General features: G+C 63.6%; 22 protein-coding genes. 13 read left to right on the forward strand and 9 right to left on the reverse strand.

Features of this window, described 5'->3' with window-relative positions; all coding sequences use genetic code 11:
* Positions 1 to 30 precede the first annotated feature (30 nt).
* From FJ942_RS09265 to FJ942_RS09300, 7 genes are all read left to right on the forward strand, one after another.
* Positions 31 to 630, forward strand: coding sequence for a VOC family protein (locus FJ942_RS09265; protein ID WP_140523755.1), 600 nt, complete (start codon positions 31 to 33; stop codon positions 628 to 630).
* Positions 631 to 771: 141 nt separating this feature from the next.
* Positions 772 to 3,066 (forward strand): bifunctional salicylyl-CoA 5-hydroxylase/oxidoreductase, encoded by a 2,295-nt coding sequence (locus FJ942_RS09270; protein ID WP_140523753.1) that lies wholly within the window; start codon positions 772 to 774, stop codon positions 3,064 to 3,066.
* Positions 3,063 to 3,836 (forward strand): SDR family NAD(P)-dependent oxidoreductase, encoded by a 774-nt coding sequence (locus FJ942_RS09275; RefSeq protein WP_140897527.1) that lies wholly within the window; start codon positions 3,063 to 3,065, stop codon positions 3,834 to 3,836. The genes FJ942_RS09270 and FJ942_RS09275 overlap by 4 nt, the downstream gene beginning before the upstream one ends.
* The gene (locus tag FJ942_RS09280) at positions 3,830 to 4,300 is read left to right on the forward strand and encodes a MarR family transcriptional regulator (RefSeq protein ID WP_140513060.1); all 471 of its coding nucleotides are present in this window, start codon (positions 3,830 to 3,832) and stop codon (positions 4,298 to 4,300) included. Before FJ942_RS09275 ends, FJ942_RS09280 begins: the two co-directional genes overlap by 7 nt.
* Positions 4,297 to 5,109: an enoyl-CoA hydratase family protein gene (locus tag FJ942_RS09285; protein ID WP_140897529.1), complete on the forward strand. Its 813-nt coding sequence runs from the start codon at positions 4,297 to 4,299 to the stop codon at positions 5,107 to 5,109. Before FJ942_RS09280 ends, FJ942_RS09285 begins: the two co-directional genes overlap by 4 nt.
* Before the next feature lie 231 nt (positions 5,110 to 5,340).
* Entirely contained in the window at positions 5,341 to 6,489 is a 1,149-nt protein-coding gene (locus tag FJ942_RS09295) for an acyl-CoA dehydrogenase family protein (protein ID WP_140670816.1), read from the forward strand.
* A gap of 57 nt (positions 6,490 to 6,546) precedes the next feature.
* A complete protein-coding gene (locus tag FJ942_RS09300) occupies positions 6,547 to 6,942 on the forward strand; it encodes a RidA family protein (protein ID WP_140674109.1) in 396 nt (131 codons plus the stop codon).
* A gap of 91 nt (positions 6,943 to 7,033) precedes the next feature.
* Here FJ942_RS09300 and FJ942_RS09305 read toward each other — a convergent pair whose 3' ends face one another.
* A complete protein-coding gene (locus FJ942_RS09305; RefSeq protein ID WP_140897531.1) occupies positions 7,034 to 8,128 on the reverse strand; it encodes an LLM class flavin-dependent oxidoreductase in 1,095 nt (364 codons plus the stop codon).
* 125 nt (positions 8,129 to 8,253) lie between these two features.
* On the opposite strand from FJ942_RS09305, the gene FJ942_RS09310 reads away from it, so the two are divergent.
* The gene (locus FJ942_RS09310; protein ID WP_140897533.1) at positions 8,254 to 9,030 is read left to right on the forward strand and encodes an HpcH/HpaI aldolase/citrate lyase family protein; all 777 of its coding nucleotides are present in this window, start codon (positions 8,254 to 8,256) and stop codon (positions 9,028 to 9,030) included.
* 47 nt (positions 9,031 to 9,077) lie between these two features.
* Here FJ942_RS09310 and FJ942_RS28470 read toward each other — a convergent pair whose 3' ends face one another.
* Positions 9,078 to 9,362: a hypothetical protein gene (locus FJ942_RS28470; protein WP_181169867.1), complete on the reverse strand. Its 285-nt coding sequence runs from the start codon at positions 9,360 to 9,362 to the stop codon at positions 9,078 to 9,080.
* Positions 9,363 to 9,459: 97 nt separating this feature from the next.
* Here FJ942_RS28470 and FJ942_RS09315 point away from each other — a divergent pair, with 97 nt between their 5' ends.
* The 3 genes from FJ942_RS09315 to FJ942_RS09325 all read left to right on the forward strand — a co-directional run bounded on the left by FJ942_RS09315 (position 9,460) and on the right by FJ942_RS09325 (position 12,417).
* A complete protein-coding gene (locus tag FJ942_RS09315) occupies positions 9,460 to 10,257 on the forward strand; it encodes an ABC transporter substrate-binding protein (RefSeq protein ID WP_140496991.1) in 798 nt (265 codons plus the stop codon).
* Positions 10,258 to 10,415: 158 nt separating this feature from the next.
* Positions 10,416 to 11,090, forward strand: coding sequence for an amino acid ABC transporter permease (locus FJ942_RS09320; protein ID WP_140496993.1), 675 nt, complete (start codon positions 10,416 to 10,418; stop codon positions 11,088 to 11,090).
* A gap of 46 nt (positions 11,091 to 11,136) precedes the next feature.
* Entirely contained in the window at positions 11,137 to 12,417 is a 1,281-nt protein-coding gene (locus FJ942_RS09325; RefSeq protein ID WP_140897535.1) for a cysteine desulfurase-like protein, read from the forward strand.
* A 118-nt stretch (positions 12,418 to 12,535) separates the two neighbouring features.
* On the opposite strand, the gene FJ942_RS09330 is transcribed toward FJ942_RS09325, so the two are convergent.
* From FJ942_RS09330 to FJ942_RS09350, 5 genes are all read right to left on the reverse strand, one after another.
* Positions 12,536 to 13,366: a dipeptide ABC transporter ATP-binding protein gene (locus tag FJ942_RS09330; RefSeq protein ID WP_140496998.1), complete on the reverse strand. Its 831-nt coding sequence runs from the start codon at positions 13,364 to 13,366 to the stop codon at positions 12,536 to 12,538.
* Entirely contained in the window at positions 13,363 to 14,220 is an 858-nt protein-coding gene (locus FJ942_RS09335; RefSeq protein WP_140497000.1) for an ABC transporter ATP-binding protein, read from the reverse strand. The genes FJ942_RS09330 and FJ942_RS09335 overlap by 4 nt, the downstream gene beginning before the upstream one ends.
* Before the next feature lie 2 nt (positions 14,221 to 14,222).
* On the reverse strand, positions 14,223 to 15,077 hold the full coding sequence (locus tag FJ942_RS09340) for an ABC transporter permease subunit (protein WP_181169874.1): 855 nt from the start codon (positions 15,075 to 15,077) through the stop codon (positions 14,223 to 14,225).
* Between the two features lie 70 nt (positions 15,078 to 15,147).
* The gene (locus FJ942_RS09345) at positions 15,148 to 16,155 is read right to left on the reverse strand and encodes an ABC transporter permease subunit (protein ID WP_140497004.1); all 1,008 of its coding nucleotides are present in this window, start codon (positions 16,153 to 16,155) and stop codon (positions 15,148 to 15,150) included.
* A 48-nt stretch (positions 16,156 to 16,203) separates the two neighbouring features.
* Entirely contained in the window at positions 16,204 to 17,796 is a 1,593-nt protein-coding gene (locus tag FJ942_RS09350; RefSeq protein WP_140624862.1) for an ABC transporter substrate-binding protein, read from the reverse strand.
* A 448-nt stretch (positions 17,797 to 18,244) separates the two neighbouring features.
* On the opposite strand from FJ942_RS09350, the gene FJ942_RS09355 reads away from it, so the two are divergent.
* Together FJ942_RS09355 and FJ942_RS09360 are read left to right on the forward strand one after the other, a co-directional pair.
* Complete coding sequence (locus tag FJ942_RS09355; protein ID WP_140897537.1) at positions 18,245 to 20,347, forward strand: long-chain fatty acid--CoA ligase; 2,103 nt, start codon at positions 18,245 to 18,247, stop codon at positions 20,345 to 20,347.
* A gap of 8 nt (positions 20,348 to 20,355) precedes the next feature.
* Positions 20,356 to 21,102, forward strand: a complete 747-nt coding sequence (locus tag FJ942_RS09360; protein WP_181168361.1) for a methyltransferase — start codon at positions 20,356 to 20,358, stop codon at positions 21,100 to 21,102.
* On the opposite strand, the gene FJ942_RS09365 is transcribed toward FJ942_RS09360, so the two are convergent.
* Both FJ942_RS09365 and pgi read right to left on the reverse strand, forming a co-directional pair.
* A complete protein-coding gene (locus FJ942_RS09365) occupies positions 21,076 to 21,798 on the reverse strand; it encodes an HAD family hydrolase (protein WP_140497010.1) in 723 nt (240 codons plus the stop codon). The genes FJ942_RS09360 and FJ942_RS09365 overlap by 27 nt on opposite strands.
* Before the next feature lie 5 nt (positions 21,799 to 21,803).
* Positions 21,804 to 23,447 (reverse strand): glucose-6-phosphate isomerase, encoded by a 1,644-nt coding sequence (gene pgi, locus FJ942_RS09370; protein ID WP_140897539.1) that lies wholly within the window; start codon positions 23,445 to 23,447, stop codon positions 21,804 to 21,806.
* Between the last annotated feature and the right edge of the window lie 172 nt (positions 23,448 to 23,619).

Below are 23,619 nucleotides of genomic sequence, written 5' to 3' on the forward strand. Positions count from 1 at the left end.
AAAGCCCCGCCAAATGGAGGAGAAACTGACATGAAGACAACAATTCGAAATGCAGCACTCGCTGCCGCCATCCTCGGCAGCACCGGTGTGGCGGCAGCAAGCTCGATCCCCGGCATGCGCGGGCACGACCACACCGGCATCACGGTTCCCGACATGAAGCAGGCGGTCGATTTCTTCACCGACGTGGTCGGCTGCAAGAAGGCAATGTCGTTCGGCCCGTTCGCCGACGACAAGGGCACCTTCATGCAGGATCTTCTCGGCGTCGATCCGAAGGCTGTCATCGAGCAGGTCACCATGGTTCGCTGCGGCACGGGGTCGAACATAGAGCTGTTCAAATACACCGCGCCGGACCAGAAGGACCTGACACCGAAGAACAGCGACATTGGCGGTTTTCACATCGCCTTCTATGTCGACGACGTCGCGGCGGCGAAAGCCTATCTCGAGGCCAAGGGCGTAAAGACCAGGTTGGGGCCGCTGCCGGTCAAGGAAGGACCCGCCGCCGGCCAGACCATCCTTTACTTCCAGGCGCCTTGGGGCTTGCAGCTGGAAGCGATCAGCTATCCCGACGGCATGGCTTACGAGAAGGGTGCCGAGACGGTGCTGTGGAGCCCGAAGAACCCGGAAAAGTGACCCCACGGGCCGCGCGTGCGGCGATGCGCGAGCGCGCGGTCCGCTATTTCGCATAATCGTTTCGGCATAAAACTTTAAGCTTGAAATACCTTGGCCCCGGCGCGATACTGAAATCAAGCAAGCGAAGAGGAGATCGCACAGATGAAGGTTGCGGTTCTCGGCGGCGGACCAGCCGGCCTTTACTTCGCCATTTCGATGAAGCTGAGGGACGCCGCGCACGATGTGACGGTTTTCGAGCGTAATCGCGCCGACGACACGTTCGGCTGGGGCGTCGTTCTGTCAGCCGAAACGCTTGAGAATCTGGCCAGGAACGATCCGGTCAGCGCCGTCTGGATCAAGAAGCATTTTGCGTATTGGGACGACATCGCCGTGGTCCATGACGGCGTGCGCACTGTATCCTCAGGCCACGGCTTCTGCGGCATCGGCCGCAAGCGGCTCTTGATCCTGTTACAACGGCGCGCACGCGAGCTCGGCGTCAAGCTGATGTTCGAGACCGACATCGCCGATCCCAAGCCCTATATGGAGACGCATGACCTGGTCGTCGCCGCAGACGGACTGAACTCCAGGGCGCGCAACAGCTTCGTCGACATCTTCAAGCCCGACATCGACACGCGCAAATGCAAGTTCGTGTGGCTCGGCACCCATCAGAAATTCGACGACGCTTTCACCTTCATCTTCGAAAAGACCGAGCATGGCTGGGTGTGGGCGCACGCCTACCAGTTCGACAGCGACACCGCGACCTTCATCGTCGAGTGCAGCGAACAGACCTGGGCCGCCTTCGGCTTCGGCGCCATGACGCAGCAGGAATCCATCGCCGTCTGCGAGCGCATCTTCGAAAAGCATCTTGGCGGCCACAAGCTGATGACCAATGCCAACCACATCAGGGGTTCGGCCTGGATCAATTTCCCGCGCGTGCTGTGCGAGCGCTGGTCGTTCGAGAACCTGGCGCTGATGGGCGACGCGGCGGCATCGGCGCATTTCTCGATCGGCTCCGGCACCAAGCTGGCGCTGGAAAGCGCTGTCGCGCTGGCCGAGTATGTCGAAACCGAACCGGACCTAAAGGCCGCATTCCGTAAATATGAGGATGCGCGCCGCACCGAGGTGCTGAAGCTGCAGTCGGCGGCGCGCAATTCGCTCGAATGGTTCGAGGAGGTCGAGCGCTATCTTGGCCTCGATCCGGTGCAGTTCAACTATTCGCTGCTGACCCGCTCGCAGCGCATCAGCCACGAAAACCTGCGGCTGCGCGACGCGGAGTGGCTTGAAAGCGCGGAGGAATGGTTCCAGCGCCAGGCGGGCGCCGGCGCCAACAGGCTGCGCCGCGCGCCGATGTTCGCGCCCTTCAAGCTGCGCGACATGCGGCTCAGCAACCGCGTGGTCGTCTCGCCGATGGCGCAGTACAAGGCCGTCGACGGCTGCCCGACGGACTGGCATTTCACGCACTATGCCGAGCGTGCCAAGGGCGGCGCCGGGCTCATCTATATCGAGATGACCTGCGTCAGCCCCGAAGGGCGGATCACGCCCGGCTGCCCGGGCTTCTATGCGCCCGAACATGAGGCGGCGTGGAAACGGCTGGTCGATTTCGTCCATACCGAGACCGAGGCGAAGATCTGCGCACAGATCGGCCATTCCGGCGCCAAGGGTTCGACCCAGGTTGGGTGGGAAGGCACGGACGTGCCGCTCGCCTCGGGTAACTGGCCAGTCATGGCGGCATCGGCGGTCGCTTGGTCGCCGCAGAATCAGGTGCCGAAGACCATGGATCGCGCCGACATGGACAGAGTGCGCGACGAGTTCGTGGCTTCGGCTGAGATGGCCGACCGCTGCGGCTTCGACATGCTCGAGATCCACGCCGCGCACGGCTATCTCCTGTCGTCCTTCATCACGCCGGTCACCAACCGGCGCACGGATGCGTATGGCGGTTCGCTGGAAAACCGCATGCGATATCCCCTTGAAATCTTTCGCGCCGTACGCGCCGCCTGGCCGGCGCAGAAGCCGATCTCAATGCGCATTTCGGCCAATGACTGGGTCGGCATCGAAGGCGTAACACCCGCCGACGCCGTCGAGATCGCGCGGCTGTTGCATGAGGCCGGCGTCGACATTTGCGACGTCTCGGCAGGACAAACTTCGGTGCTGGCAAAGCCGGTCTATGGCCGCATGTTCCAGACGCCGTTTTCCGACCGCATCCGCAACGAAGTCGGCATGGCGACGATGGCGGTCGGCAACATCTATGAGCCGGACCATGTCAATTCGATCCTGATGGCCGGCCGCGCCGACCTGGTGGCGCTGGCACGGCCGCATCTCGCCGATCCCTACTGGACGCTGCATGCGGCGGTGGCGCTCGGCGACCGTGGCGTCAAATGGCCCGATCCCTATCTGCCCGGGCGCGACCAGATCTACCGGCTGGCCGAACGCGATGCCGCAGCGGGGCTGAAAGTATGACGGCCGCCGCGATGATCGCCGGCAGCCACGCCCTTGTCACCGGCGGCGGGTCCGGTGTCGGCCGAGCGATCGCTCTGGCGCTGGCTGGTGCCGGCATCGACGTCACCATATGCGGCCGCCGCGAGGCGGAGCTGGCCAAGGTGGCTGGCGAAAGCAAACGCATTTTCGCCATCACCGCCGATGTCACCGATGAGGCGGCGATGGCCTCGCTCTACGAGACGGCGGAGGCCGCGCGCGGGCCGTTCGACATCGTCGTCGCCAATGCCGGCATGGCCGGCAGCACGCCGGCGCACAAGACCACGCTGGCCGACTGGCAGCGGACGCTGGACGTCAACCTGACCGGCGCTTTCCTGACGGTGAAGCCGGCGCTCGCCGGCATGGCCGCGCGCAGGGCGGGCCGCATCGTCTTCATCGCGTCTACCGCCGGAGTGAAAGGCTACGCCTATGTTGCGCCTTACGTGGCGGCCAAGCATGGCGTCGTCGGCCTGATGCGGGCGCTTGCCGCCGAGACGGCGAAGTCCGGCGTGACCGTCAACGCGGTGTGCCCGGGTTTTGTGGAAACCGAAATGCTGGAGGAGTCCATCCAGCGGATCGTGGAAAAAACCGGCCGCTCGGTGGAGCAGGCGCGGGCGAGCCTTGCCGCGACCAATCCGCAAGGCCGCTTCATCCAGCCGCAGGAAATTGCCGCTGCCGTGCTGTGGCTGTGCGGCGATGCGGCAGCGTCGATCACCGGACAGGCAATTTCGATCTCAGGAGGCGAAACATGGTAGCCGGCCCCCTGCCCGCGCCGTCGGGACCCGGCAAGGACCGCTTGCGGCTGTGGATCAGGCTGCTGCGCGCCTCGCGCACGATCGAGGCCGAACTGCGCGAGCGCCTGAAGAAGGAATTCAACACGACGTTGCCGCGCTTCGACGTGATGGCCGCGCTCTACCGTGCGCCCGAAGGCATGCTGATGAGCGATCTGTCGCGCTTCCTGCTGGTGTCCAACGGCAATGTCACGGGCATCGTCGATCGGCTCGTATCCGAGGGGCTGGTCGCCCGCGCCCGCCGCAATGGCGACCGCCGCACCTCGATGGTGCGGCTGACGGATGAAGGCTCCAAATCCTTCGCCGTCATCGCTGCCGCTCACGAGGGCTGGGTCGGCGAATTGCTGGGCAAGGTGAGCGAGGACGACGCACGCCGGCTGACCGGCATGCTGACCTCGTTCCGCAGCAACTGGGAGGGACGCGAATGAGCAAGATGGCCGGCTTCAAGCCGAAGCATTTCCTCTGGCAGGTCGAAGGCCGGATCGCCAAGGTCCGGCTCGACCGGCCGGAGCGCAAGAACCCGCTGACCTTCGACAGCTATGCGGAACTGCGCGATACATTCCGCGACCTCATCTATGCCGACGATGTCGATGCCGTGGTGTTCCTGTCCAATGGCGGCAATTTCTGCTCCGGCGGCGATGTCCACGATATTATCGGCCCGCTGGTCAAGATGGACATGAAGCAGCTCCTGGCCTTCACCCGCATGACCGGCGATTTCGTAAAGGCGATGCTGAATTGCGGCAAGCCGATCATCGCGGCGGTCGACGGCGTGGCGGTCGGCGCCGGCGCCATCATCGCCATGAGCTCCGACATCCGCATCGCCACGCCGGACGCCAAGACGGCTTTCCTGTTCACCCGCGTCGGTCTTGCCGGCTGCGACATGGGAGCCTGCGCTATCCTGCCGCGCATCATCGGCCAGGGCCGCGCCGCCGAACTGCTCTACACCGGCCGCACCATGACGGCTGCCGAAGGCGAGCGCTGGGGGTTCTACAACAGGTTGGTCGATGCCGCATCGCTCGAGGCCGACGCGCTCGACATGGCGGCGCGCATCGTCTCCGGCCCGACCTTCGCCCATGGCATCACCAAGACGCAGTTGAACCAGGAATGGTCGATGGGCCTCGACCAGGCGATCGAGGCGGAAGCGCAGGCGCAAGCGATCTGCATGCAGACGCGCGATTTCGAGCGGGCGTACAAGGCGTTTGTTGCCAAGGAAAAGCCGGTGTTCGAGGGGAATTGAGGATGAGCAGGTTGATGGAGACGTTGGCGGGACAGCGCCCCCCTCTGGCCTGCCGGCCATCTCCCCCTCTAGGGGGGAGATTGGCAGCTTCGGCGGCGGCAGCCATCCTGCGGCGCAGGCGATTCGCGAAAGCCGAGATGAGGATCGATCTCCCCCTTAGAGGGGGAGATGTCCGGCAGGACAGAGGGGGGCGCCGTAGAGCACGGACTCTGGAGAATAGCGGAGGCAGAAATGCCTGACCGCTCCTTCCTCGACTGGCCCTTCTTCGAAGACCGTCATCGCGAACTGGCCGAGCACCTCGAAGCATGGTGCGCGAAGAACCTGCCCGTCGATCACCATGACGTCGACACTGCCTGCCGGGAACTGGTGGCCAAGCTCGGCCGGGACGGCTGGCTGAAGCCGACGGCGCTCGACGCCGACAATCCCGGCCCGCTCGACGTGCGCACCTTGTGCGTCACGCGCGAGACACTGGCGCGGCATGACGGGCTTGCGGATTTCGCCTTCGCCATGCAGGGGCTCGGCACCGGAGCGCTCAGCCTGTTCGGCACGCCGGAGCAGCAGCAATGGCTTTCGAAGACGCGCGCCGGTAAGATCATTTCCGCCTTTGCGTTATCCGAACCGCGCTCAGGGTCGGATGTCGCGAATATGGAGATGACCGCGAGCCGCGATGGTGAGGGCTATGTCCTGTCGGGCGAAAAGACCTGGATCTCCAATGGCGGCATCGCCGATCTCTATGTCGTCTTCGCCCGCACAGGCGAGGCACCCGGCGCCAAGGGGCTATCCGCCTTCATCGTGCCGGGGGACAGCAAGGGCCTCGACATTGCGGAGCGCCTTGAAGTCATAGCGCCGCATCCGCTGGCACGACTGTCTTTCGATCAGGTCCGCCTGCCGGCCGCCGCACTGATCGGCAAACCGGGCGACGGCTTTCGCATTGCCATGTCGGTGCTCGACGTGTTCCGCTCGACCGTCGGCGCGGCGGCACTCGGCTTTGCGCGCCGCGCGCTCGATGAAAGCATCAAGCGGGTGGCCGAACGCAAGCTGTTCGGCGCGCCAATGACCGAGCTGCAGATGGTGCAGGGCCATATCGCCGACATGGCGCTCGACGTCGATGCCGCGGCGCTTTTGGTCTACCGTGCCGCCTGGACCAAGGACATGGGCGCGGCGCGGGTAACGCGCGAGGCGGCGATGGCCAAACTGTTCGCCACCGACAAGGCGCAGGAGGTGATCGACAAAGCGGTGCAACTGCATGGCGGCGACGGCGTCCGCAAGGGTCACATCGTCGAAAGCCTGTATCGCGAGATCCGCGCGCTGCGCATCTATGAGGGTGCTTCCGACGTGCAGAAGGTGGTGATCGCGCGACAGGTGATGGGGGCGGCCTGACTCCGGTCACGTCAAGGTTTGGACGGTTTCGAACGCGGATATTGCGGAGAGTTTGAAATGCACGAGATTCTGCAGCCGGATGGCTGGGCCAAGCCGGTCGGTTACTCCAATGGCGTAGCGGCTCGCGGGCGGCTTGTCTTCGTCGGCGGACAGGTCGGCTGGAATGGGCAGTGCCAGTTCGAGACCGACGATTTCGTCAGCCAGGTGCGGCAGACGCTTCAAAATATCGTCGCGGTGCTGGCGGAGGCCGGAGCTGAGCCGCGGCACATCACGTCAATGACGTGGTATTTCACCGATAAGAGCGAATATCTGGCCAATCTCAGGGGTATAGGCGAGGCCTATCGCAAGGTGATCGGCCGGCATTTCCCGGCGATGGCCGCGATGCAGGTGATGGCACTGGTCGAGGACCGAGCCAAGGTGGAGATCCAGGCCACCGCGGTTATTCCGGAATAATCGGCCGTCGCTTCGTCATCCTGGGTGCAGCAAGGAGCGTAGCGATACGGCGCAGACCCCAGGATGAGAAATCAGGAAGGCGTCGGCCAGACTATTTTCCGCGAAGGCCGGCCTGCTCCAGCAGCGGCAGCACGTGATCGCAGAAATAGGGGAGTTCCTGCGTGTAGTTGACGAAGGACAGCGCAATGCCCTGGTAGCCATGCCCGGCAATGGCGACCATATCGGCGGCGATCGTTTCGGGCGTTCCGACCAAGGGATAGGTGCCGGCGCCGCCGGCGAAACGCTGGCGATAGCGGTCATAGGCATACGGGTCGTGCGACCGCGAGAATTCCTTTTTGCCGGCCATATGGGCATCGACCGCCTCACGGTCGGCCAGATCGACGGCATAGCGTGTGTAATAGGCCTGCGCCTCCTCCATCGTCGGCCGGCAGACGACATGCGCCACGGTGTAGACGCCGACCTCGCGGCCAGCCTTGTCGGCCCGCTCACTGATATCGGCGACATGTTTGCCGGCATCGGCCATCTCGGAAAAGGTCGTGAACAGATAGTCACATCTGGCGGCAGCGAAATCGCGGCCCGGACCGCCGAAAGCCGCGTTCATCGTCACCGGTCGCGGAACTTGCAGGCTGGCCGGCCGGCTCACGGCTTCCTTGAGACGATAATAAGTGCCCTCATAGTCGAGAGGTTCAGCCGACGCATACAGCCTTTCCAGAATTTCGATCCATTCGGCGGCCTGATCATACCCCTTCTCGACCAGCGGCGTGCCGAACATGCCGAATTCCTTCGGGTTCCAGCCGCAGACGATGTTGAGGCCGGCACGGCCCTGGCTGATATGATCGACCGTCGCCAGCGCCTTGGCGGCGTAGAGCGGATGCACGAGGGGCACATGCACGGTCATGAACAGGCCGATCCGCTCGGTGGCCACACTGAGCGCCGCCGCCCAGGTGAAGGTCTCGAACGACCATTCGCGCACCCTGTTGCGGCCGCCAAAGCCGCGCCAGCGCGCGATCGGCAGCAGGAATTCCAGCCCCGCGCGGTCGGCGATCTGCGCCGCCGTCAGATTGTCGTGCCAGCTTGCCGTCCAGCGTTCAGGCACATCCGATATGGCAAGGCCGCCGTCGGCATTGGTCGAGAAGACGCCGAGCTTCAGTCTGTTTGGGCCGTGCAGGGGATGCGCTTTGATCATGTCCGGAACTCGCGGCGGGAGATCGACACGCTAGGCCCGCGCGAAAATATTTCAAGCCTGAAATAGCTTCGCCTCGCCGCTGTTTGCGGATATGAATTCCGGCACGACAACAAGGGGATGGAACGATGAGCGGGTTTCGCCACAAATGCATCTGTAGGGAAAGCCTCGTCGGTTCCTTTGCCGCCATTCCGCATCCCGTTGCGGTCGAGGTGATGGCGCAGTCCGGTCTCGATTTCCTCTGCATCGATTGGGAACATGCCCAGATTTCGCGCGACATGATCGAGGCGATGGTGCGCGCGGCCGACATCCATCGCGTGCCGGCCATTGTGCGCGTGCCCGGCCATGCACCGGAAGCGATCGCCGCGGCATTGGACAGCGGCGCGCAAGGCGTGCTCGTCCCGCGCGTCTCGACCGCCGCCCAGGCGCAGGCGGCGGCGAAGGCCTCGCGTTATCCGCCGACCGGCGAGCGCGGCGTCGGGCCCGGACGGGCCGCCGGCTATGGCTACCGCATCTCCGAATATCTCGCTCAGGCCAATGACAGCATCGTCGTGGCGGTTCAGGTCGAGACATCGGAAGGGCTGGCCAATATCGAGGCGATCGCCGCCGTCGAGGGTGTCGACGTGATCTTCGTCGGGCCCGGCGATCTCTCCGTATCGATCGATGCGATCGGCCCGAAAGGCGCCGACAAGCTCGCGCAAGCGATCCGCAGGATCATCGATGTGACGATCGCGCATGGCAAGACATCCGGGATCTTCTGCGCCGAACCGCAGGATGTCGCCCGATGGGCAGCACTCGGCGCCAGTTTCTTCATCCTGGCCAGCGACACGATGCTTCTGGGGGCTGGCGCTGCTGCCGGCAAAGCCGGCGCGGATGCCGAACTGGGCAGGAGCGGCCGCAGCTAGCGCCATCGAAAGATATGCCAGGCGCCGCCGCCGCCAACTTTTTAAGCTTAAAACTTTTGCCTTGAAAACTGCGGTGGTTTGGATAAGCATTCCTCGATCGATGGCGACTGCCGTTCCGGACGGGCTTGCCGGACATCCATCGTGGTGCATCGGGTGGGATCAAAGGGTTTCAGTCCTTGTCGTTCATGCTGCCCCCAGTCATCCTCCAGCACGCTATGCCTGCGATGGCGTGCGCGCGCCAGTTCCACGATCCGCATACCGAGAGCATCGCCAATCTTGCCGATGTGCGTCTGCCGCGACCGGACAGCGCCCGACCGTGTGGCGGCGAGCATGAATTGACGCCCCGCTGGGAGGTGGGGCGGCAAGAAACCGTGCGGGCATCAGCCCGCCCGATCAACAACCAGAGGGAACACCCCAGAGGGACCAACAATGAGCCTGACCCGTCGCAATCTCATCCTTCTCGCGGCCGCCATCGGCATCGCCGCCGGACCGGCAACCGCCTATGCCGCCGATGTGCTCAATGTCGGCGCCTACCCGACCAACCCGCCCTTCGAGTACAAGAACGAGAGCGGCACTTTCGAGGGTTTTGAGGTCGACATCGTCAACGAAGCGGCAAAGCGCGTCGGCATGACCACCGACATCGCCGATCTCGGCTTCCAGGCGCTGTTCGCCGCCACCACCTCGAAGCGCATCGATGTCGCCATCTCGTCGATCACCATCACGCCGGAGCGGCTGAAGTCGCAGTCGTTCACGCAGCCTTACTATGATTCCGACATGGGCATCGCCACCAAGACCGACAGCCCGATCAAGGCCGAGGCCGACCTCAAGGGCAAGATCGTCGGCGTGCTGTCCGGCTCGACCGGCGAGACCTGGGTCAAGGCGCATCAGGAGGCCGATGGCCTCAGCGACGTAAAGGGCTATGACACACAGCAGAACCTTTTGCTCGACCTCAGCGCCGGGCGCATCGACGCGGCTGTCAGCGACATTCCGGGCATGCAGTACTCCTTCACCAAGATGAAGGATCTCACCGTCAAGGAACGCATCAAGACCGGCGAACAGTACGGGCTGATGATGACCAAGGACCACCCGCTGCTCGGCAAGCTCAACGACGCGCTGACGGCAATGAAGAAGGACGGCACGCTGGCCGCGATCCACAAGAAGTGGTTCGGCAGCGACGCGCCCGCCGATTCCTCGACCGCCAAGGAAATGCCGGTGCCGAAGGCCTGAGCGGCGGCCGCCAAGGAGAACGTGCCGGTTCGAAAGGCCGGCACGTTTCGTTTGATACATAACCCTCCCGGAACCAGCTCGGCGCGGCAAACCCGCTTTCGCTGTTCCGGCTTCTGCTCCAGCGTCACGGGACGCCAAACGGTTCGGGAAAGCCTCCCATGTCGCTGCTCGATACCTTCTTCAACGCCGACGTCATCGCGTCCAGTCTGCCGGCGCTGCTGCGCGGCTTTCTCAACACGCTGCTGCTCGGCCTGCTCAGCATCGGCATCGGCATCCCCATCGGCCTGGTGATCAGCCTGTTGCGGCTTTATGCGCCGAAGCCGCTCCGGTGGCTGGCGGTCGGCTACACCGATATCTTCCGCGCGCTGCCGGTGCTGGTCGTGCTGATCCTGATCTATTATGCGCTGCCCTTCCTCGGCATCCGCCTGTCGTCCTGGGCTTCCGCCGTAACGGCCTTCGCCATCATCATGTCGGCCTATTCGGCGGAAGTGTTCCGCTCCGGCATCGAAAGCATTCCGCGCGGCCAGTTCGAGGCGTCGCAGGCGCTCGGCCTGCCGTTCCTTTTGACCTTGCGCAAGGTGGTGCTGCCGCAGGCGGTGCGCGTGGTCATCCCGCCGATGACCAGCAACTGCGTCTCGATGTTCAAGGACACCTCGCTCGCCTCCACCGTGGCGCTGCCGGAACTCCTGAAGGAAGCGACCAATGCACAGTCGCTCTATGCCAATCCCTCGCCGCTGATCGGCGCAGCGCTGGTCTATCTCATCTTCCTGTGGCCGATGGTTCGCCTCGTCAGCCTGCTTGAAGACCGTTTCAAGACCGAGAAGACGCGCTGACCCGCCTACAATTTCCCATCTACCGAGCACTTCGCAGGAGACGACCATGAACAAGCATCAAGCCGCCAATGCGACCGGCACTTCCGGCGCGTTTCCTGTTGAACGAATCCGGGCGATGTTTCCGGCCTTGCAGCGGGCAGGCGACTTCATCTTCCTGGACAACGCCGCCGGCGCGCAGATTCCGCAGAGCGTGCTCGATGCGGTGACCAACCATCTGGTTTCGCACAATGTGCAGCGCGGCGGCCGTTATGGGCGCAGCGTCACCGTTGACCAATCGGTCGCCGATGCGCGGACAAGCGTGGCACTGCTGATCAATGCCTACAGCCCATCCGAGATCTGCTTCGGCATGAACGCCACCTCGTTCATCCGCCTGGTCAGCCTCGGCATCGGCCAGATGCTTGAAGAGCGCGACGAGATCGTCGTCACCGACATGGACCACGACGCCAACATCGCGACATGGCTGGCGCTCGAATCCGCCGGCGCCAAGTTCAAGTGGTGGCGCATGCGCGAGGACGGCAATCTGCATGTCGACGATCTGCGCCCGCTGGTTTCAGAACGCACCCGGCTTGTCGCCTGCACGGTGACGGCCCATTCCATCGGCTCGATCGTCGACGTCGCTTCGGTGGCAGGGATCGCCCACGCCGCCGGTGCCGAAGTGTTCCTCGACTGCGTACATTACGGGCCGCACGGGCTGATCGACGTCCAGGCCTGGGATTGCGACTATCTCGTTTGTTCCGGCTACAAGAATTTCTCGCCGCATATGGGTTTCCTGTGGGGCCGCTTCGAAACGCTGAAGCGGCTGCCGACCTTCCGCGAGGATTTCATCCCCGACGAGCCGCCCTACAAGGTCGAGGCCGGCACCTTCATCTACGAGAACGTGTCGGGCATGGGTGCGGCGGTGCAGTATCTGGAACTCATCGGCCGCAACCTTACTCCGTCCAACAACCGCTCGCGGCGCGAAAACATCGTCGCCGGCATGGGCGCCATCCGCGACTACGAGCTGGTGCTGGCGCGCGAGATGCTGGCTGTGCTGAAGAGCTGCGGGGCAACGATCTACGGCGTTTCCGAGGAGGCCCGGATCAACGAACGCGTGCCGACCTTCTGTTTCAACATCGGCAAATTGTCGCCGCAGCGGATCGTTGAGGAAATGGCCGAATTGCAGATCGGCATCCGCGACGGCCACATGTACGCCCCGCGCCTGATGAAGCGCCTTAACCTGTCGATGGACAGCGGCGCCATCCGCGCCTCGCTGGTGCACTACAATACGGTAGACGAGGTCAGGCGTTTCGGTGAAGCGCTGCGGGCTGTCATCGCGAAGCTGTCGTAAGCGCTCGACCCTTTTCGCGAGAGAAACCGGAGGCGTGACTGCCTCCGTTTCGTCATCCACGGGCGGAGCAAGGAGCGGAGCGACGCGGCGCAGACCCGAGGATGACGACCACCGCGGCTTAAGCCGCTTTCTTCTTCGCCAGCCTCGCCTTGATGCTGGCGACGTCGGCGCGCGGCGTGGCGGCGAACAGGGTCCTGGTGTAGCTGTGCTTGGGGTCTGAAAAGACCTCGTCGCGCGAGCCGTATTCGACCGCCTCGCCGAAATACATCACCATCACGTCGTCGGCGATGTAGCGCACCACGGAGAGGTCGTGGCTGATGAAGACATACGTCAGCTGGAACTCGTCCTGTAGGTCGGCGAGCAGGTTGAGCACCTGCGCCTGCACCGAAAGATCGAGCGCCGAGACCGGCTCGTCCAGCACCAGAAGGCTCGGGTTCAGCATCAGCGCACGGGCGATGGCGATGCGCTGGCGCTGGCCGCCCGAGAACATGTGCGGATAGCGGTTGTAGTGCTCGTGACCGAGGCCGACCTTCTTCAGCATCTTCATGGCGAGGTCGCGCCGCTCGGCGGCCGTCTTGTCGGTGTTGATCAGCAGCGGCTCGCCCAGCACGTCGCCGATCTTCTGGCGCGGGTTGAGCGATCCGTAGGGGTTCTGGAAGACGATCTGCACCTTGCGGCGCATCTCCCTGGTCAATCCGCCCCTGGCGATGTCGACCTTGTTGCCGTCGATGAACAGTTCGCCCGATGTCGCCGGATCGATGAGCGTGATGATGCGGGCGAGCGTGGACTTGCCGCAGCCGCTTTCGCCGACGATGGCGAGCGTCTTGCCCTTATCCACGGTGAACGAGACGCCCTTGACCGCGTGCACCGTGCGCGGCCCGCTGAACAGGCCGCCGCCGATATGGTAGTCGCGAACGATGTTCTTGCCTTCGAGGACGGTGGTGCTCATGCGGAGGCTCCCGCGGCCGAGGGCGCCGGCTCGAACAGCATGTCGGAAACGGTCGGCAGCCGGTCGCCGACCGCGTTCTCCGGCAGCGCCGACAGCAGCGCGCGCGTGTAGTTGCTTTTCGGGCTCTCGAACAGCGACAGCACGTCGGCCTCTTCCATCTTGCGGCCCTTGTACTGAACGATGACGCGGTCGGCTGTCTCGGCCACCACGCCCATATTGTGGGTGATCATGATCAGGCCCATGCCGTATTTGGCCTGCAGCGAAACCAGGAGATCAAGGATCTGCTTCTGGATGGTGACATCGAGCGCGGTGGTCGGCTCGTCCGCGATCAAGAGCTTCGGATTGCAGGCGATGGCGATGGCGATCATGACGCGCTGGCACTGGCCGCCCGACATCTGGTGCGGAAACGAGCTCAGCCGTTCTTCCGGATCGGCAATGCCGACGAGCTTCATCAATTCGATGGCGCGCGCGCGGCGCTGGGCGCGGTCCATGCCCATATGGAAGCGCAGCACCTCCTCGATCTGGAAGCCGACGGTGAAGCACGGGTTGAGGCTGGCGATCGGCTCCTGGAAGATCATGGAGATATCCTTGCCGACGATCTTGCGCCGCTCGGACGGGCTGAGCTTCAGCAGATCGACGCCGTCGAAGGCCATGCGGTCGGCCTTGACGGTCGCGGTGTTGGGCAGCAGCCCCATCACCGCCAGCATCGCCACCGATTTGCCGGAACCGGATTCGCCGACGATCGCCAGCACTTCGCGCGGCTCGATCGACAGGTCGATGCCCTGCACGGCCATGAACGGACCGGCGGCGGTGTCGAAGGAAACGGTGAGATTCTTGATCTCGAGCAGGGACATGCTCACGACCTCTTCAGCTTGGGGTCGAGCGCGTCGCGCAGGCCGTCGCCGATCAGGTTGATGGCAAAGACGGTGATCAGGATGGCAAGGCCCGGGAAGGTCACCACCCACCAGGCGCGCAGGATGAACTCGCGTGCTTCGGCCAGCATCGTGCCCCATTCCGGGGTCGGCGGCTGCGCGCCCATGCCGAGGAAGCCCAGCGCCGCGGCTTCGAGGATGGCGTTGGAGAAGGACAGCGTCGCCTGCACGATCAGCGGCGCGATGCAGTTGGGCAGGATGGTGACCAGCATCAGCCTGAGATGGCTTGCGCCCGCGACCTTGGCCGAGATGACATATTCGCGGTTCTTCTCCGCCATCACGGCGGCGCGGGTGAGCCGGGCGAAGTGCGGCTGCAGCACGAAGGCAATGGCGATCATGGCGTTGACCAGCCCAGGTCCGAGAACGGCGACCAGCACCAGCGCCAGCAGCAGCGACGGGAAGGCCAGGATGATGTCCATGATGCGCATGATGAGCGTATCCACCCAGCCGCGGCAGTAGCCGGCGAGCAGGCCGAGGATGACGCCGGAGATCAGCGCCGTGGTAACGACGACGAAGCCGATGGCGAGCGAGAAGCGCGAGCCGTAGATCAGGCGCGAGAGAATGTCGCGGCCGACGGCGTCGGTACCGAGCAGGAACTGGGCGCTGCCGCCCGCCTGCCAGGCCGGCGGCGTCAGGAAGAAGTCGCGGAACTGGTCGTCCGGCGAATGCGGGGCGAGCAGCGGCGCGAAGACCGCGATCAGGATCAGCAGCGCGAAGACGAAGAGGCCGATCACCGCGCCCTTGTTGATCGAGAAATAGTGCCAGAACTCGGCGAACATCTGCAGCCGGGCGTCCTGCGGCCTGACGACGGTCGCGGCTTCGATTGTGGCAGGGCCTTCGTTGGTCATGTCAATTCGCCCGGATACGCGGGTTGATGACGGCATAGAGCACGTCGACGATGAGGTTCACCGACATGACGATGAGCGCGATCAAAAGCAACCCGCCTTGCACGGTGAAATAGTCGCGCTTGGAAATAGCGTCGATCATCCATTTGCCGATGCCTGGCCACGAAAAAATGCTCTCGGTCAGGATGGCGCCGGTCAGGAGCGTGCCGACCTGCAGGCCAATGGTGGTGACGACCGGGATCAGCGCATTGCGGAAAGCGTGCAGCCCGATGACGCGGCGAGGCGCCAGGCCCTTGGCGCGCGCGGTGCGCACATAGTCCTCGCCGAGGACCTCGAGCATGGCCGACCGCGTCTGCCTGGCGATGACGGCAAGCGGAATGGTGCCGAGCACGATGGTGGGCAGGACGAGGTGCGACAGGGCCGAGCGGAATGCACCCTTCTGTCCGGAGATCAGGGAATCGATGGTCATGAAGCCGGTTACCGGCTTGAAGAAATAGAGAAGGTCGATGCGGCCGGAAACCGGCGTCCAGTGCAGCATGCCGGAGAACACGATGATCAGCAGCAGCCCCCACCAGAAGATCGGCATGGAATAGCCTGCCAGCGCCGTTCCCATGGTCAGTTGGTCGAACCAGGAGCCGCGGCGGATCGCGGCGAAGATGCCGAAGGCGACGCCGATGACGATGGCGAAGATCATGGCGAAGATGGCGAGTTCGACGGTTGCCGGGAACCGCACCAGGAAATCCTTGAGCACCGGCGTCTTGGTGGAAAACGAGGTGCCGAAATCACCGCTGAGGATATTGGCCAGATAGGTCAGGTACTGTCGCCAGATCGGCAGGTCGAAGCCGAACTGGTGCATCAGCGCAGCGTGACGTTCGGGCGACAGGCCGCGTTCGCCCGCGAGCACCAGCACCGGATCACCGGGCAGGATGCGCACGAAGCCGAAGGCGAGGATGGTTATCCCGATGAAGGTCGGGACGATGAGGGCGAGCTTGCCGAGGATATAACGCAGCATGGCGGGCGAGGTGGGACGGCGCTGTGGCGCCGCCCCGTTTCGCGAACCTTATTCGGCGATATCGACGCCGTCGAAGCGATGGATGCCGAGCGGATCCATCGCAAAGCCGGAGACGGTCTTCTGCATCGGCATGAACACCTTGGAGTGTGCGAGCGTCGCCCACGGTGCCTGTTCCTTGAAGATGACCTGCGCCTGTTCGTAGAGCTTGGTGCGCTCGGCCTGGTCGGAAACCGTCTTGGCCTTGTTGATGAGCGCATCGAAGTCCTTGTTGCACCATTCCGCGCGGTTGTTCGAACCGACGGAAGCGCAGCTCAAGAGTACACCGAGGAAGTTGTCCGGATCGCCATTGTCACCGGTCCAGCCGACGATGACGGCGCCGTCGTGATCGACCGCCGAAGCGCGCTTGAGGTATTCACCCCAATCGTAGCTGACGATGTTGACTGTGACGCCGACCTTGGCGAAGTCGGCCTGGATCAGCTCGGCGGTGCGGCGCGCGTTCGGCATGTAGGGGCGCGACACAGGCATGGCCCAGACATTCATCTTGAGGTCCTTGACGCCGGCCTCTTCGAGCATCTTCTTGGCCGCATCCGGATCGTACGGATCGTCCTTCACGTCCTTGTTGTAGGACCACATGGTCGGCGGGATCGGGTTGACGGCCACCTGGCCGGCGCCCTGGAAGACCGCGTCGATGATAGCCTTCTTGTTGATGGCCATGTTGAGCGCCTTGCGCACGCGCACGTCGTCGAACGGCTTCTGCTGGGTGTTGTACATCAGCGCACCGACATTGAGGCCTTCCTGCTCGTCGACCTTCAGGTTCGGATCGGCCTGCAGGCCGGTGATGTCGGCCGGCGCCGGGTAGGACATGATGTTGCATTCGCCGGCCTTCAGCTTCTGCGCACGGACCGCCGGATCGGTGGTGATGGCGAAGACAAGGTCGTCGATCTTCTGCTTGCCGCCCCAATAGTCGGGGTTGGCCTTGTAGCGGATGGCAGCGTCGGTCTGGTAATCGACGAAGATGAACGGGCCGGTGCCAATCGGCTTCTGGTTGAACAGTTCAGGCGTCTTGTCCGCCTGCAGCTTGTCGGCATATTCCTTGGAAACGATTGAGGCGAAGTCCATGCCCAGCGTCGGGATCAAAGTGATCGCCGGCTCCTTGAGGGTGAACTTCACCGTCAGGTCGTCGACCTTCTCGACCTTGGTGATGTTGTCGCCGAACTGGTCATTGTAATACTGGTAGGCAATGCCCGGTATGTACTGGAACCAGGGGCCGTTCTTGTCGACCTGACGCTGGAACGAGAACACCACGTCGTCGGCGTTGAAGTCGCGCGTCGGGGTGAAATAGTCGGTAGCGGCGAACTTCACACCCTTGCGAAGCTTGAACGTGTATTCCTTGCCATCGTCGGAAATGGACCAGCTTTCGGCCAGGCCCGGCGAGACCGTTGTCTTGCCATGATCGAATTCGACGAGGCGGTTGAAGACCGTACGCGAAGACGCATCGAACGTCTGTCCCGCGGTGTAGGGCGCCGGGTCAAAGCCTTCCGGCGAAGCTTCGGCGCAGTAGACCAAGGTTTTTGCGTTGGCCACGCCGCCCAGGACGCTTGCAGCCAGCAACGCGGCTGCAAAAGTCAGTTTCTTCCTCATTGAGCACTCCCTGATGTTTTTCCAAGCCCCTCTATCAGGCTCGCGAAGCGCGCATATAAGCACCGTTTCTCCGGCTTTGGAACACCCAGTTTGCCTACCCCATGGTAAGCGGGAAAAAAATCCTCCTCTCCGCAAAAAAATGGAAAAATTTAGTATTTTTTTCTATTCACAACATTATTAACGACCGCATTTTTTTATTGATCACCAATCTTACGAGATCAACGTCGCGCCCGCTTTCATATGACCGGGGATGCCGGACGATGCAGGGCCGCTGCGCCCGTGGTGGGAAAGATTTTCGGCGGCAAATCTTTCGACGGCTTGCCGCTGGGGCAAGGCTTGCACGCCCGCCGATAGAGGCCATACATAGACAAGGCACCGTCGGCAGCGGGGGACGCCTCTCTTAGCAGGAGGCGAGCGCGGCAGGGGCGAACAAAACAGGGAGGGACGGTTGGCAAAAGCATCGAACAGGACGGCTCCGCCGAAGACGGCCAAGGCGACCCTGAAGCCGGCCGCGGGCGCCGACAAGCAGCCAACGCCCTCCGCCAAGAACGCAAAGGGCGCAAAGAGCACAAAGGCAAAGGTCGCAGGGAAACCTTCCGCCGGCAAGGCGGACGCTGTTGTCAAACCGGCCGCGAAGCCGGCGGCCAAAGCCGTCCCCGCAAAGACGTCGGCGAAGGCCGGAACTGCTAAAACCGGGACGACAAAGACCGGTTCGACCAAGGCCGGGACGACGAAGACTGGCGCGAGCAAGACCGGGGCGACCCGGACTAGCAAGACTGGGGCCGCACAAGCCGCATCCGTGGCCAAGCCGGCACCGGCGGCCTCGAGACCGGCGGCCGCCAAGCGATTGCCGAAAGCGCTCACCGCCCTTGCCGCAGGCTTGCCGGAAAAGCCCTGGCTGGAAAGCTACCCGAAGAACATGCCGGCCGAGATCGGCGCCCTGCCCTACAGCTCCATCGGCGATTTCCTCGTTGCCGCCTGCAAGCAATTTGCCGGCCAGCCGGCCTTCACCTGCATGGGCAAGTCGATCACCTATGCGGAACTCGAACGGCTTTCGGCGGCGTTCGGCGCCTACCTGCAATCGACCGGGTTGCCCAAAGGCGCACGCGTCGCCCTGATGATGCCGAACGTGCTGCAATATCCGGTGGCGATGATGGCGGTGGCGCGCGCCGGCTACACGGTGGTCAACGTCAACCCTCTCTACACGCCGCGCGAGCTGGAACACCAGCTCAAGGATTCCGGGGCACAAGCGATCATCATCCTGGAGAACTTCGCCAGCACCTTGCAAGCGGTGATCGCCAGGACGTCGGTCAAGCACGTCGTCGTCGCGGCCATGGGCGACATGCTCGGCGGGCTCAAGGGAAGCATCGTCAATCTGGTGGTGCGCCGCGTCAAGAAGATGGTGCCGGCCTGGTCATTGCCCGGCCATGTCAAGTTCAACGCGGCGCTGAAGGTGGGCAGCGGCATGGGTTTCAAGCCGGCCAAGGTGGCGGCCGACGATATCGCGTTCCTGCAATATACCGGCGGCACCACGGGAATCTCGAAGGGTGCTATCCTGCTGCACAGCAACGTGCTGGCCAATGTCGCGCAGAATTCGCTGTGGCTGCAGGACGCTTACACGGTCAAGCCAAAACCCGCCCATCTCAACCTCATCTGCGCACTGCCGCTCTATCATATCTTCGCGCTGACCGTGAATGCGCTGATGGGCATGCAAATGGGTGGACAGAACATACTGATCCCCAACCCGCGCGACATCCCCGGCTTCGTCAAGGAAATGGGCAAGTATCCGATCCATATCTTTCCAGGCCTCAACACGCTGTTCAACGCGCTGCTCAACAATGAGGATTTCCGCAAGCTCGACTTCAAGCCGCTGCTCCTGACGCTGGGCGGCGGCATGGCGGTGCAGAAGGGCGTCGCCGAGCGCTGGAAGGCGCTGACGGGCTGCCCGGTCAGTGAAGGCTACGGCCTGTCGGAGACGTCGCCCGTGGCAACGGCCAACAAGTTCAGCTCCGGCGAATTCACCGGCACGATCGGCCTGCCGCTGCCGTCTACCGAGATCGCCATCCGCGACGAGGAGGACAACAATTTGCCGCTCGGCGAGGTCGGCGAAATCTGCATCAAGGGGCCGCAGGTGATGGCGGGCTACTGGAACCGGCCTGACGAGACCGCCAAGGTGATGACCAAGGACGGCTTCTTCAAGTCGGGCGACATGGGCTTCATGGACGAGCGCGGCTACACCAAGATCGTCGACCGCAAGAAGGACATGATCCTCGTTTCCGGCTTCAACGTCTATCCGACCGAGCTCGAGGAAGTCGTGGCGCTGCATCCCGGCGTGCTCGAAGTGGCGGCAATCGGCGTGCCGGACGAGCATTCGGGCGAAGTGCCGAAACTGTTCATCGTCAAGAAGGACCAGGCGCTGACCGCCGAGGCCATCACCGCCTATTGCCGTGAGAACCTGACCGGCTACAAGCGGCCCAGATACATCGAATTCAGGACAGAACTGCCGAAGACGCCGGTCGGAAAGATCCTGCGGCGCGCATTGCGCGAATAGGAGCCGGCTTGGACCACGATCTTGCCGGCGACGATGCGCCGGACCGGCGCCAGCGCCTCGACCCGGCCGAGTTCATCAAGGCCAACATGCGCCTTGTCCCTGCGCCTGCGCTTCCAGAAATCCGGTTTTACACGGCGCACCCCAGCAGCGGATTGAGACGGCTCGTCGAGCCCGAAGGCGATGCGGAAGATGCACCGGAGCCACAACCGCCCTACTGGGCCTACGCATGGGCCGGCGGCACCGTGCTCGCGCGCTATGTCCTCGACCATCCGATGACCGTGGGGGGACGCCGCGTGCTCGACCTTGGTGCCGGTTCCGGCATTGTCGGCATCGCTGCCGCGAAGGCCGGGGCCCGCGAAGTGATCGCCGCCGAGATCGACCGAAACGGCGTCGCCGCGCTCGGTCTCAATGCAAAAGACAACGGCGTCACGATCTCGGTGATCTGCAAAGACATTACCACCGGTCCGCCACCAGCGGTCGACCTTGTGCTGGCTGGCGACGTGTTCTACGGACCCGATGTCACCCAACGCATGATCCCCTTCCTCGACCGCTGCCTTGCCGCTGGCGTCGAGGTCCTGATCGGCGACCCGCGCCGCGCCGATCTACCATTGTCGCGGCTCAGGCTGCTCGCCGAATATCAGGTGCCGGATTTCGGCGACGCGAAGGGCGCCGCAAGCAGGCCGAGCGGCGTCTTTTCCTTCGAAGCCGAGACGCCGCTAGCGACGAGATCAGATCGTCTCCTTGACCCGCGCTGAAAGGAAATCCGGCAGGTCGACAACCGAATCCAGGATCACGTCGGCAATTCCGGCCAGAGATTCACGCGTGCCGGTGCCCGAGAGCACGCCGACCGCCAGGCCGCAGCCGCCGGCACGAGCCATTTCGAGATCGTGGCGGTTATCGCCGATCATGGCGACCTGCGTCGGCTTCAGGCCGGTGAGATCGCAGAAGGCCTGGATCGTATCCGGCGCCGGCTTGGGATTGGCCACCGCGTCATAGCCGTAGGCGGCGTCGAACAGCTGCGCGACGCCGAGCGTTACCAGCGTTTTTTCCGCGCCGCTGGTCGAATCGTTGGTGGCGACGCCGAGCCGATAGGACCTTGCGTGCAAGGTGCCGAGCGTTTCGACGATGCCCGGCAGAGCCACCGCCATCGCCGAGCCCTGCACCGAGGTGATCTGGTTGAAGCGGGCGACGGCCAGCATCTGGTCTTCATCGGACAGGCGCGGAAACCACAATTCGACGACGTCGAGATTGGTGCCGGAGGCAAAGATGGAGTCGGGCTTGAAGCGCCTGTTGGCGAAATCGAAGCCCGCGGCCGCAAGCAGCCTGTCGGCCTTCCAGCGGTCGCCTTCGGAGGCGTCCATGGCCATGAAGTCGGCAACCCCGAGCCAGGTCGCATTGAAGTCGACAAGCGTTCCGTCCTTGTCGAACAATATTCCCTTGATGTCTGCCAACTCAGTCACTCCGAACCACGCAATTGGTGGATGTGTTCCACCAGGCCGGCGGTCGAGGCATCCCGCTTTGCGGCACTTTCCTTGCCTTCCACGACTGGCAGAAGGCCGGTGGCCAGTTCCTTGCCGAGCTCGACGCCCCACTGGTCGAAGGAGTTGATGTCGAACAGCGTTCCCTCGACGAAGACGCGGTGTTCGTAGAGAGCGATCAGGCGGCCGAGCGTGCGCGGGTCGAGCTTGCGATAAAGAATGGTCACCGAGGGCCGGTTGCCGGAGAAGACGCGGTGCGGGGCAATGCGATCGACATCGGCCGGCTTCATGCCCTTGGACAGCATCTGCGCGCGCGCTTCCTCCAGCGTGCGGCCCCTCATGAAGGCTTCCGACTGCGCCAGGCAGTTGGCGAGCAGCAGGTCGTGATGGTGCTTCAGCTCCGGCTCGTGGCCGTTCGCCGCGGCGAGGAATTCGACCGGAATGAAATCGGTTCCCTGGTGCAGGAGCTGGAAGAAGGCGTGCTGGCCATTGGTGCCGGGCTCGCCCCAGACCAGCGGCCCGGTCGGCGTCGCCACGGGGCCGCCGTCCAGGGTGACGCTCTTGCCGTTCGATTCCATGTCGAGCTGCTGGAGATAGGCCGGCAGCCTGGACAGGCGCTGGTCATAGGGGATGACCGCGCGGGCCGGGTATTTGCAAACGACGCGATGCCACCAGCCGACAAGGCCAAGCAGCACCGGCAGGTTTTTGGCCAGCGGCGCTGTGCGGAAGTGTTCGTCCATTTCGTGCGCGCCATCGAGGAAGGCGCGGAAATCGCGTGGACCAATGGCGATCATCACGGGAAAGCCGATGGCGCCCCACACAGAATAGCGGCCGCCGACCCAATCCCAGAAGCCGAAGACGCGGTCCGGCTCGATGCCGAACTTCGCCACCAGGTCGAGTGCCGTCGAGACAGCGGCGAAGTGCTTGCCGATCGCTTCCTTGCCGAGCGCCTTTTGGACCCAGTCGCGCGCCGTCTGCGCATTGGTCATCGTTTCGACCGTGGTGAAGGTCTTGGAGGCGACGATAAAAAGCGTGCTCTCGGCGGAAAGACCCTTCAGCGTGTCGTGGATATGGGCGCCGTCGATGTTGGAGACATAGTGCGCGCGCGGACCGTCATGATAGGGCGCCAGCGCCAACGTCGCCATGGCCGGGCCGAGATCGGAGCCGCCGATGCCGATATTGACGATGTCGGTGATCTTCTTGCCGGTGGCGCCTGTCGCCTTGCCGGAACGCACCGCGTCGGCGAAGGCGCCCATCGCGTCCAATACGGCGATGACCTCCGCCTTCACATCCTGCCCGTCGAGCACGATGCCCTTGCCGGTCAGGTTGCGCAGGGCGGTGTGCAGAACAGCGCGGCCCTCTGTAACGTTGATCTTCTTGCCGGCGAACATGGCGGCGCGGCGGCCTTCGAGATCGGCGGCGTCAGCCAGATTCTCCAGCAGGTCCATCGTGCGCGCATCGACGGCGCATTTCGACCAGTCGAGCAACAGGTCGCCGTCGCTGGCGGAGAACGTCTTGAACCGCTGCGGATCGGCGGCGAAGGCCTGGCGCATCTCGCCGGCTGCCGCGGCGCGATGGTCGCGCAAGGCGGCAAGCTGTTTTTGGAAGGCTGACTGATCCACCGGCGGGCTCCTGGGACTGTTAAATTATCTTAGCAGACCGGATGTTTCCGGCGCGTGTCGTCGCGCCAAACTATTGAGCCGAATTCCGTCCGGTCAATACGCGGCGATGACGCACTGCGTTACACGGGATGCGAAGGCCGAAAGATCACTGGCATAAATCCCAAAGATCAGA

Source organism: Mesorhizobium sp. B2-4-2 (assembly GCF_006442845.1).
In the GTDB taxonomy this organism is placed as follows: domain Bacteria; phylum Pseudomonadota; class Alphaproteobacteria; order Rhizobiales; family Rhizobiaceae; genus Mesorhizobium.

What these genes read in the sequence shown, in the direction of transcription:
- FJ942_RS09265 (WP_140523755.1), top strand. Translation starts at nt 31, where the DNA reads ATGAAGACAACAATTCGAAATGCAGCACTCGCTGCCGCCATCCTCGGC.
- FJ942_RS09270 (WP_140523753.1), top strand. Translation starts at nt 772, where the DNA reads ATGAAGGTTGCGGTTCTCGGCGGCGGACCAGCCGGCCTTTACTTCGCC.
- FJ942_RS09275 (WP_140897527.1), top strand. Translation starts at nt 3,063, where the DNA reads ATGACGGCCGCCGCGATGATCGCCGGCAGCCACGCCCTTGTCACCGGC.
- FJ942_RS09280 (WP_140513060.1), top strand. Translation starts at nt 3,830, where the DNA reads ATGGTAGCCGGCCCCCTGCCCGCGCCGTCGGGACCCGGCAAGGACCGC.
- FJ942_RS09285 (WP_140897529.1), top strand. Translation starts at nt 4,297, where the DNA reads ATGAGCAAGATGGCCGGCTTCAAGCCGAAGCATTTCCTCTGGCAGGTC.
- FJ942_RS09295 (WP_140670816.1), top strand. Translation starts at nt 5,341, where the DNA reads ATGCCTGACCGCTCCTTCCTCGACTGGCCCTTCTTCGAAGACCGTCAT.
- FJ942_RS09300 (WP_140674109.1), top strand. Translation starts at nt 6,547, where the DNA reads ATGCACGAGATTCTGCAGCCGGATGGCTGGGCCAAGCCGGTCGGTTAC.
- FJ942_RS09305 (WP_140897531.1), bottom strand. Translation starts at nt 8,128, where the DNA reads ATGATCAAAGCGCATCCCCTGCACGGCCCAAACAGACTGAAGCTCGGC.
- FJ942_RS09310 (WP_140897533.1), top strand. Translation starts at nt 8,254, where the DNA reads ATGAGCGGGTTTCGCCACAAATGCATCTGTAGGGAAAGCCTCGTCGGT.
- FJ942_RS28470 (WP_181169867.1), bottom strand. Translation starts at nt 9,362, where the DNA reads ATGCTCGCCGCCACACGGTCGGGCGCTGTCCGGTCGCGGCAGACGCAC.
- FJ942_RS09315 (WP_140496991.1), top strand. Translation starts at nt 9,460, where the DNA reads ATGAGCCTGACCCGTCGCAATCTCATCCTTCTCGCGGCCGCCATCGGC.
- FJ942_RS09320 (WP_140496993.1), top strand. Translation starts at nt 10,416, where the DNA reads ATGTCGCTGCTCGATACCTTCTTCAACGCCGACGTCATCGCGTCCAGT.
- FJ942_RS09325 (WP_140897535.1), top strand. Translation starts at nt 11,137, where the DNA reads ATGAACAAGCATCAAGCCGCCAATGCGACCGGCACTTCCGGCGCGTTT.
- FJ942_RS09330 (WP_140496998.1), bottom strand. Translation starts at nt 13,366, where the DNA reads ATGAGCACCACCGTCCTCGAAGGCAAGAACATCGTTCGCGACTACCAT.
- FJ942_RS09335 (WP_140497000.1), bottom strand. Translation starts at nt 14,220, where the DNA reads ATGTCCCTGCTCGAGATCAAGAATCTCACCGTTTCCTTCGACACCGCC.
- FJ942_RS09340 (WP_181169874.1), bottom strand. Translation starts at nt 15,077, where the DNA reads ATGTTCGCCGAGTTCTGGCACTATTTCTCGATCAACAAGGGCGCGGTG.
- FJ942_RS09345 (WP_140497004.1), bottom strand. Translation starts at nt 16,155, where the DNA reads ATGCTGCGTTATATCCTCGGCAAGCTCGCCCTCATCGTCCCGACCTTC.
- FJ942_RS09350 (WP_140624862.1), bottom strand. Translation starts at nt 17,796, where the DNA reads ATGAGGAAGAAACTGACTTTTGCAGCCGCGTTGCTGGCTGCAAGCGTC.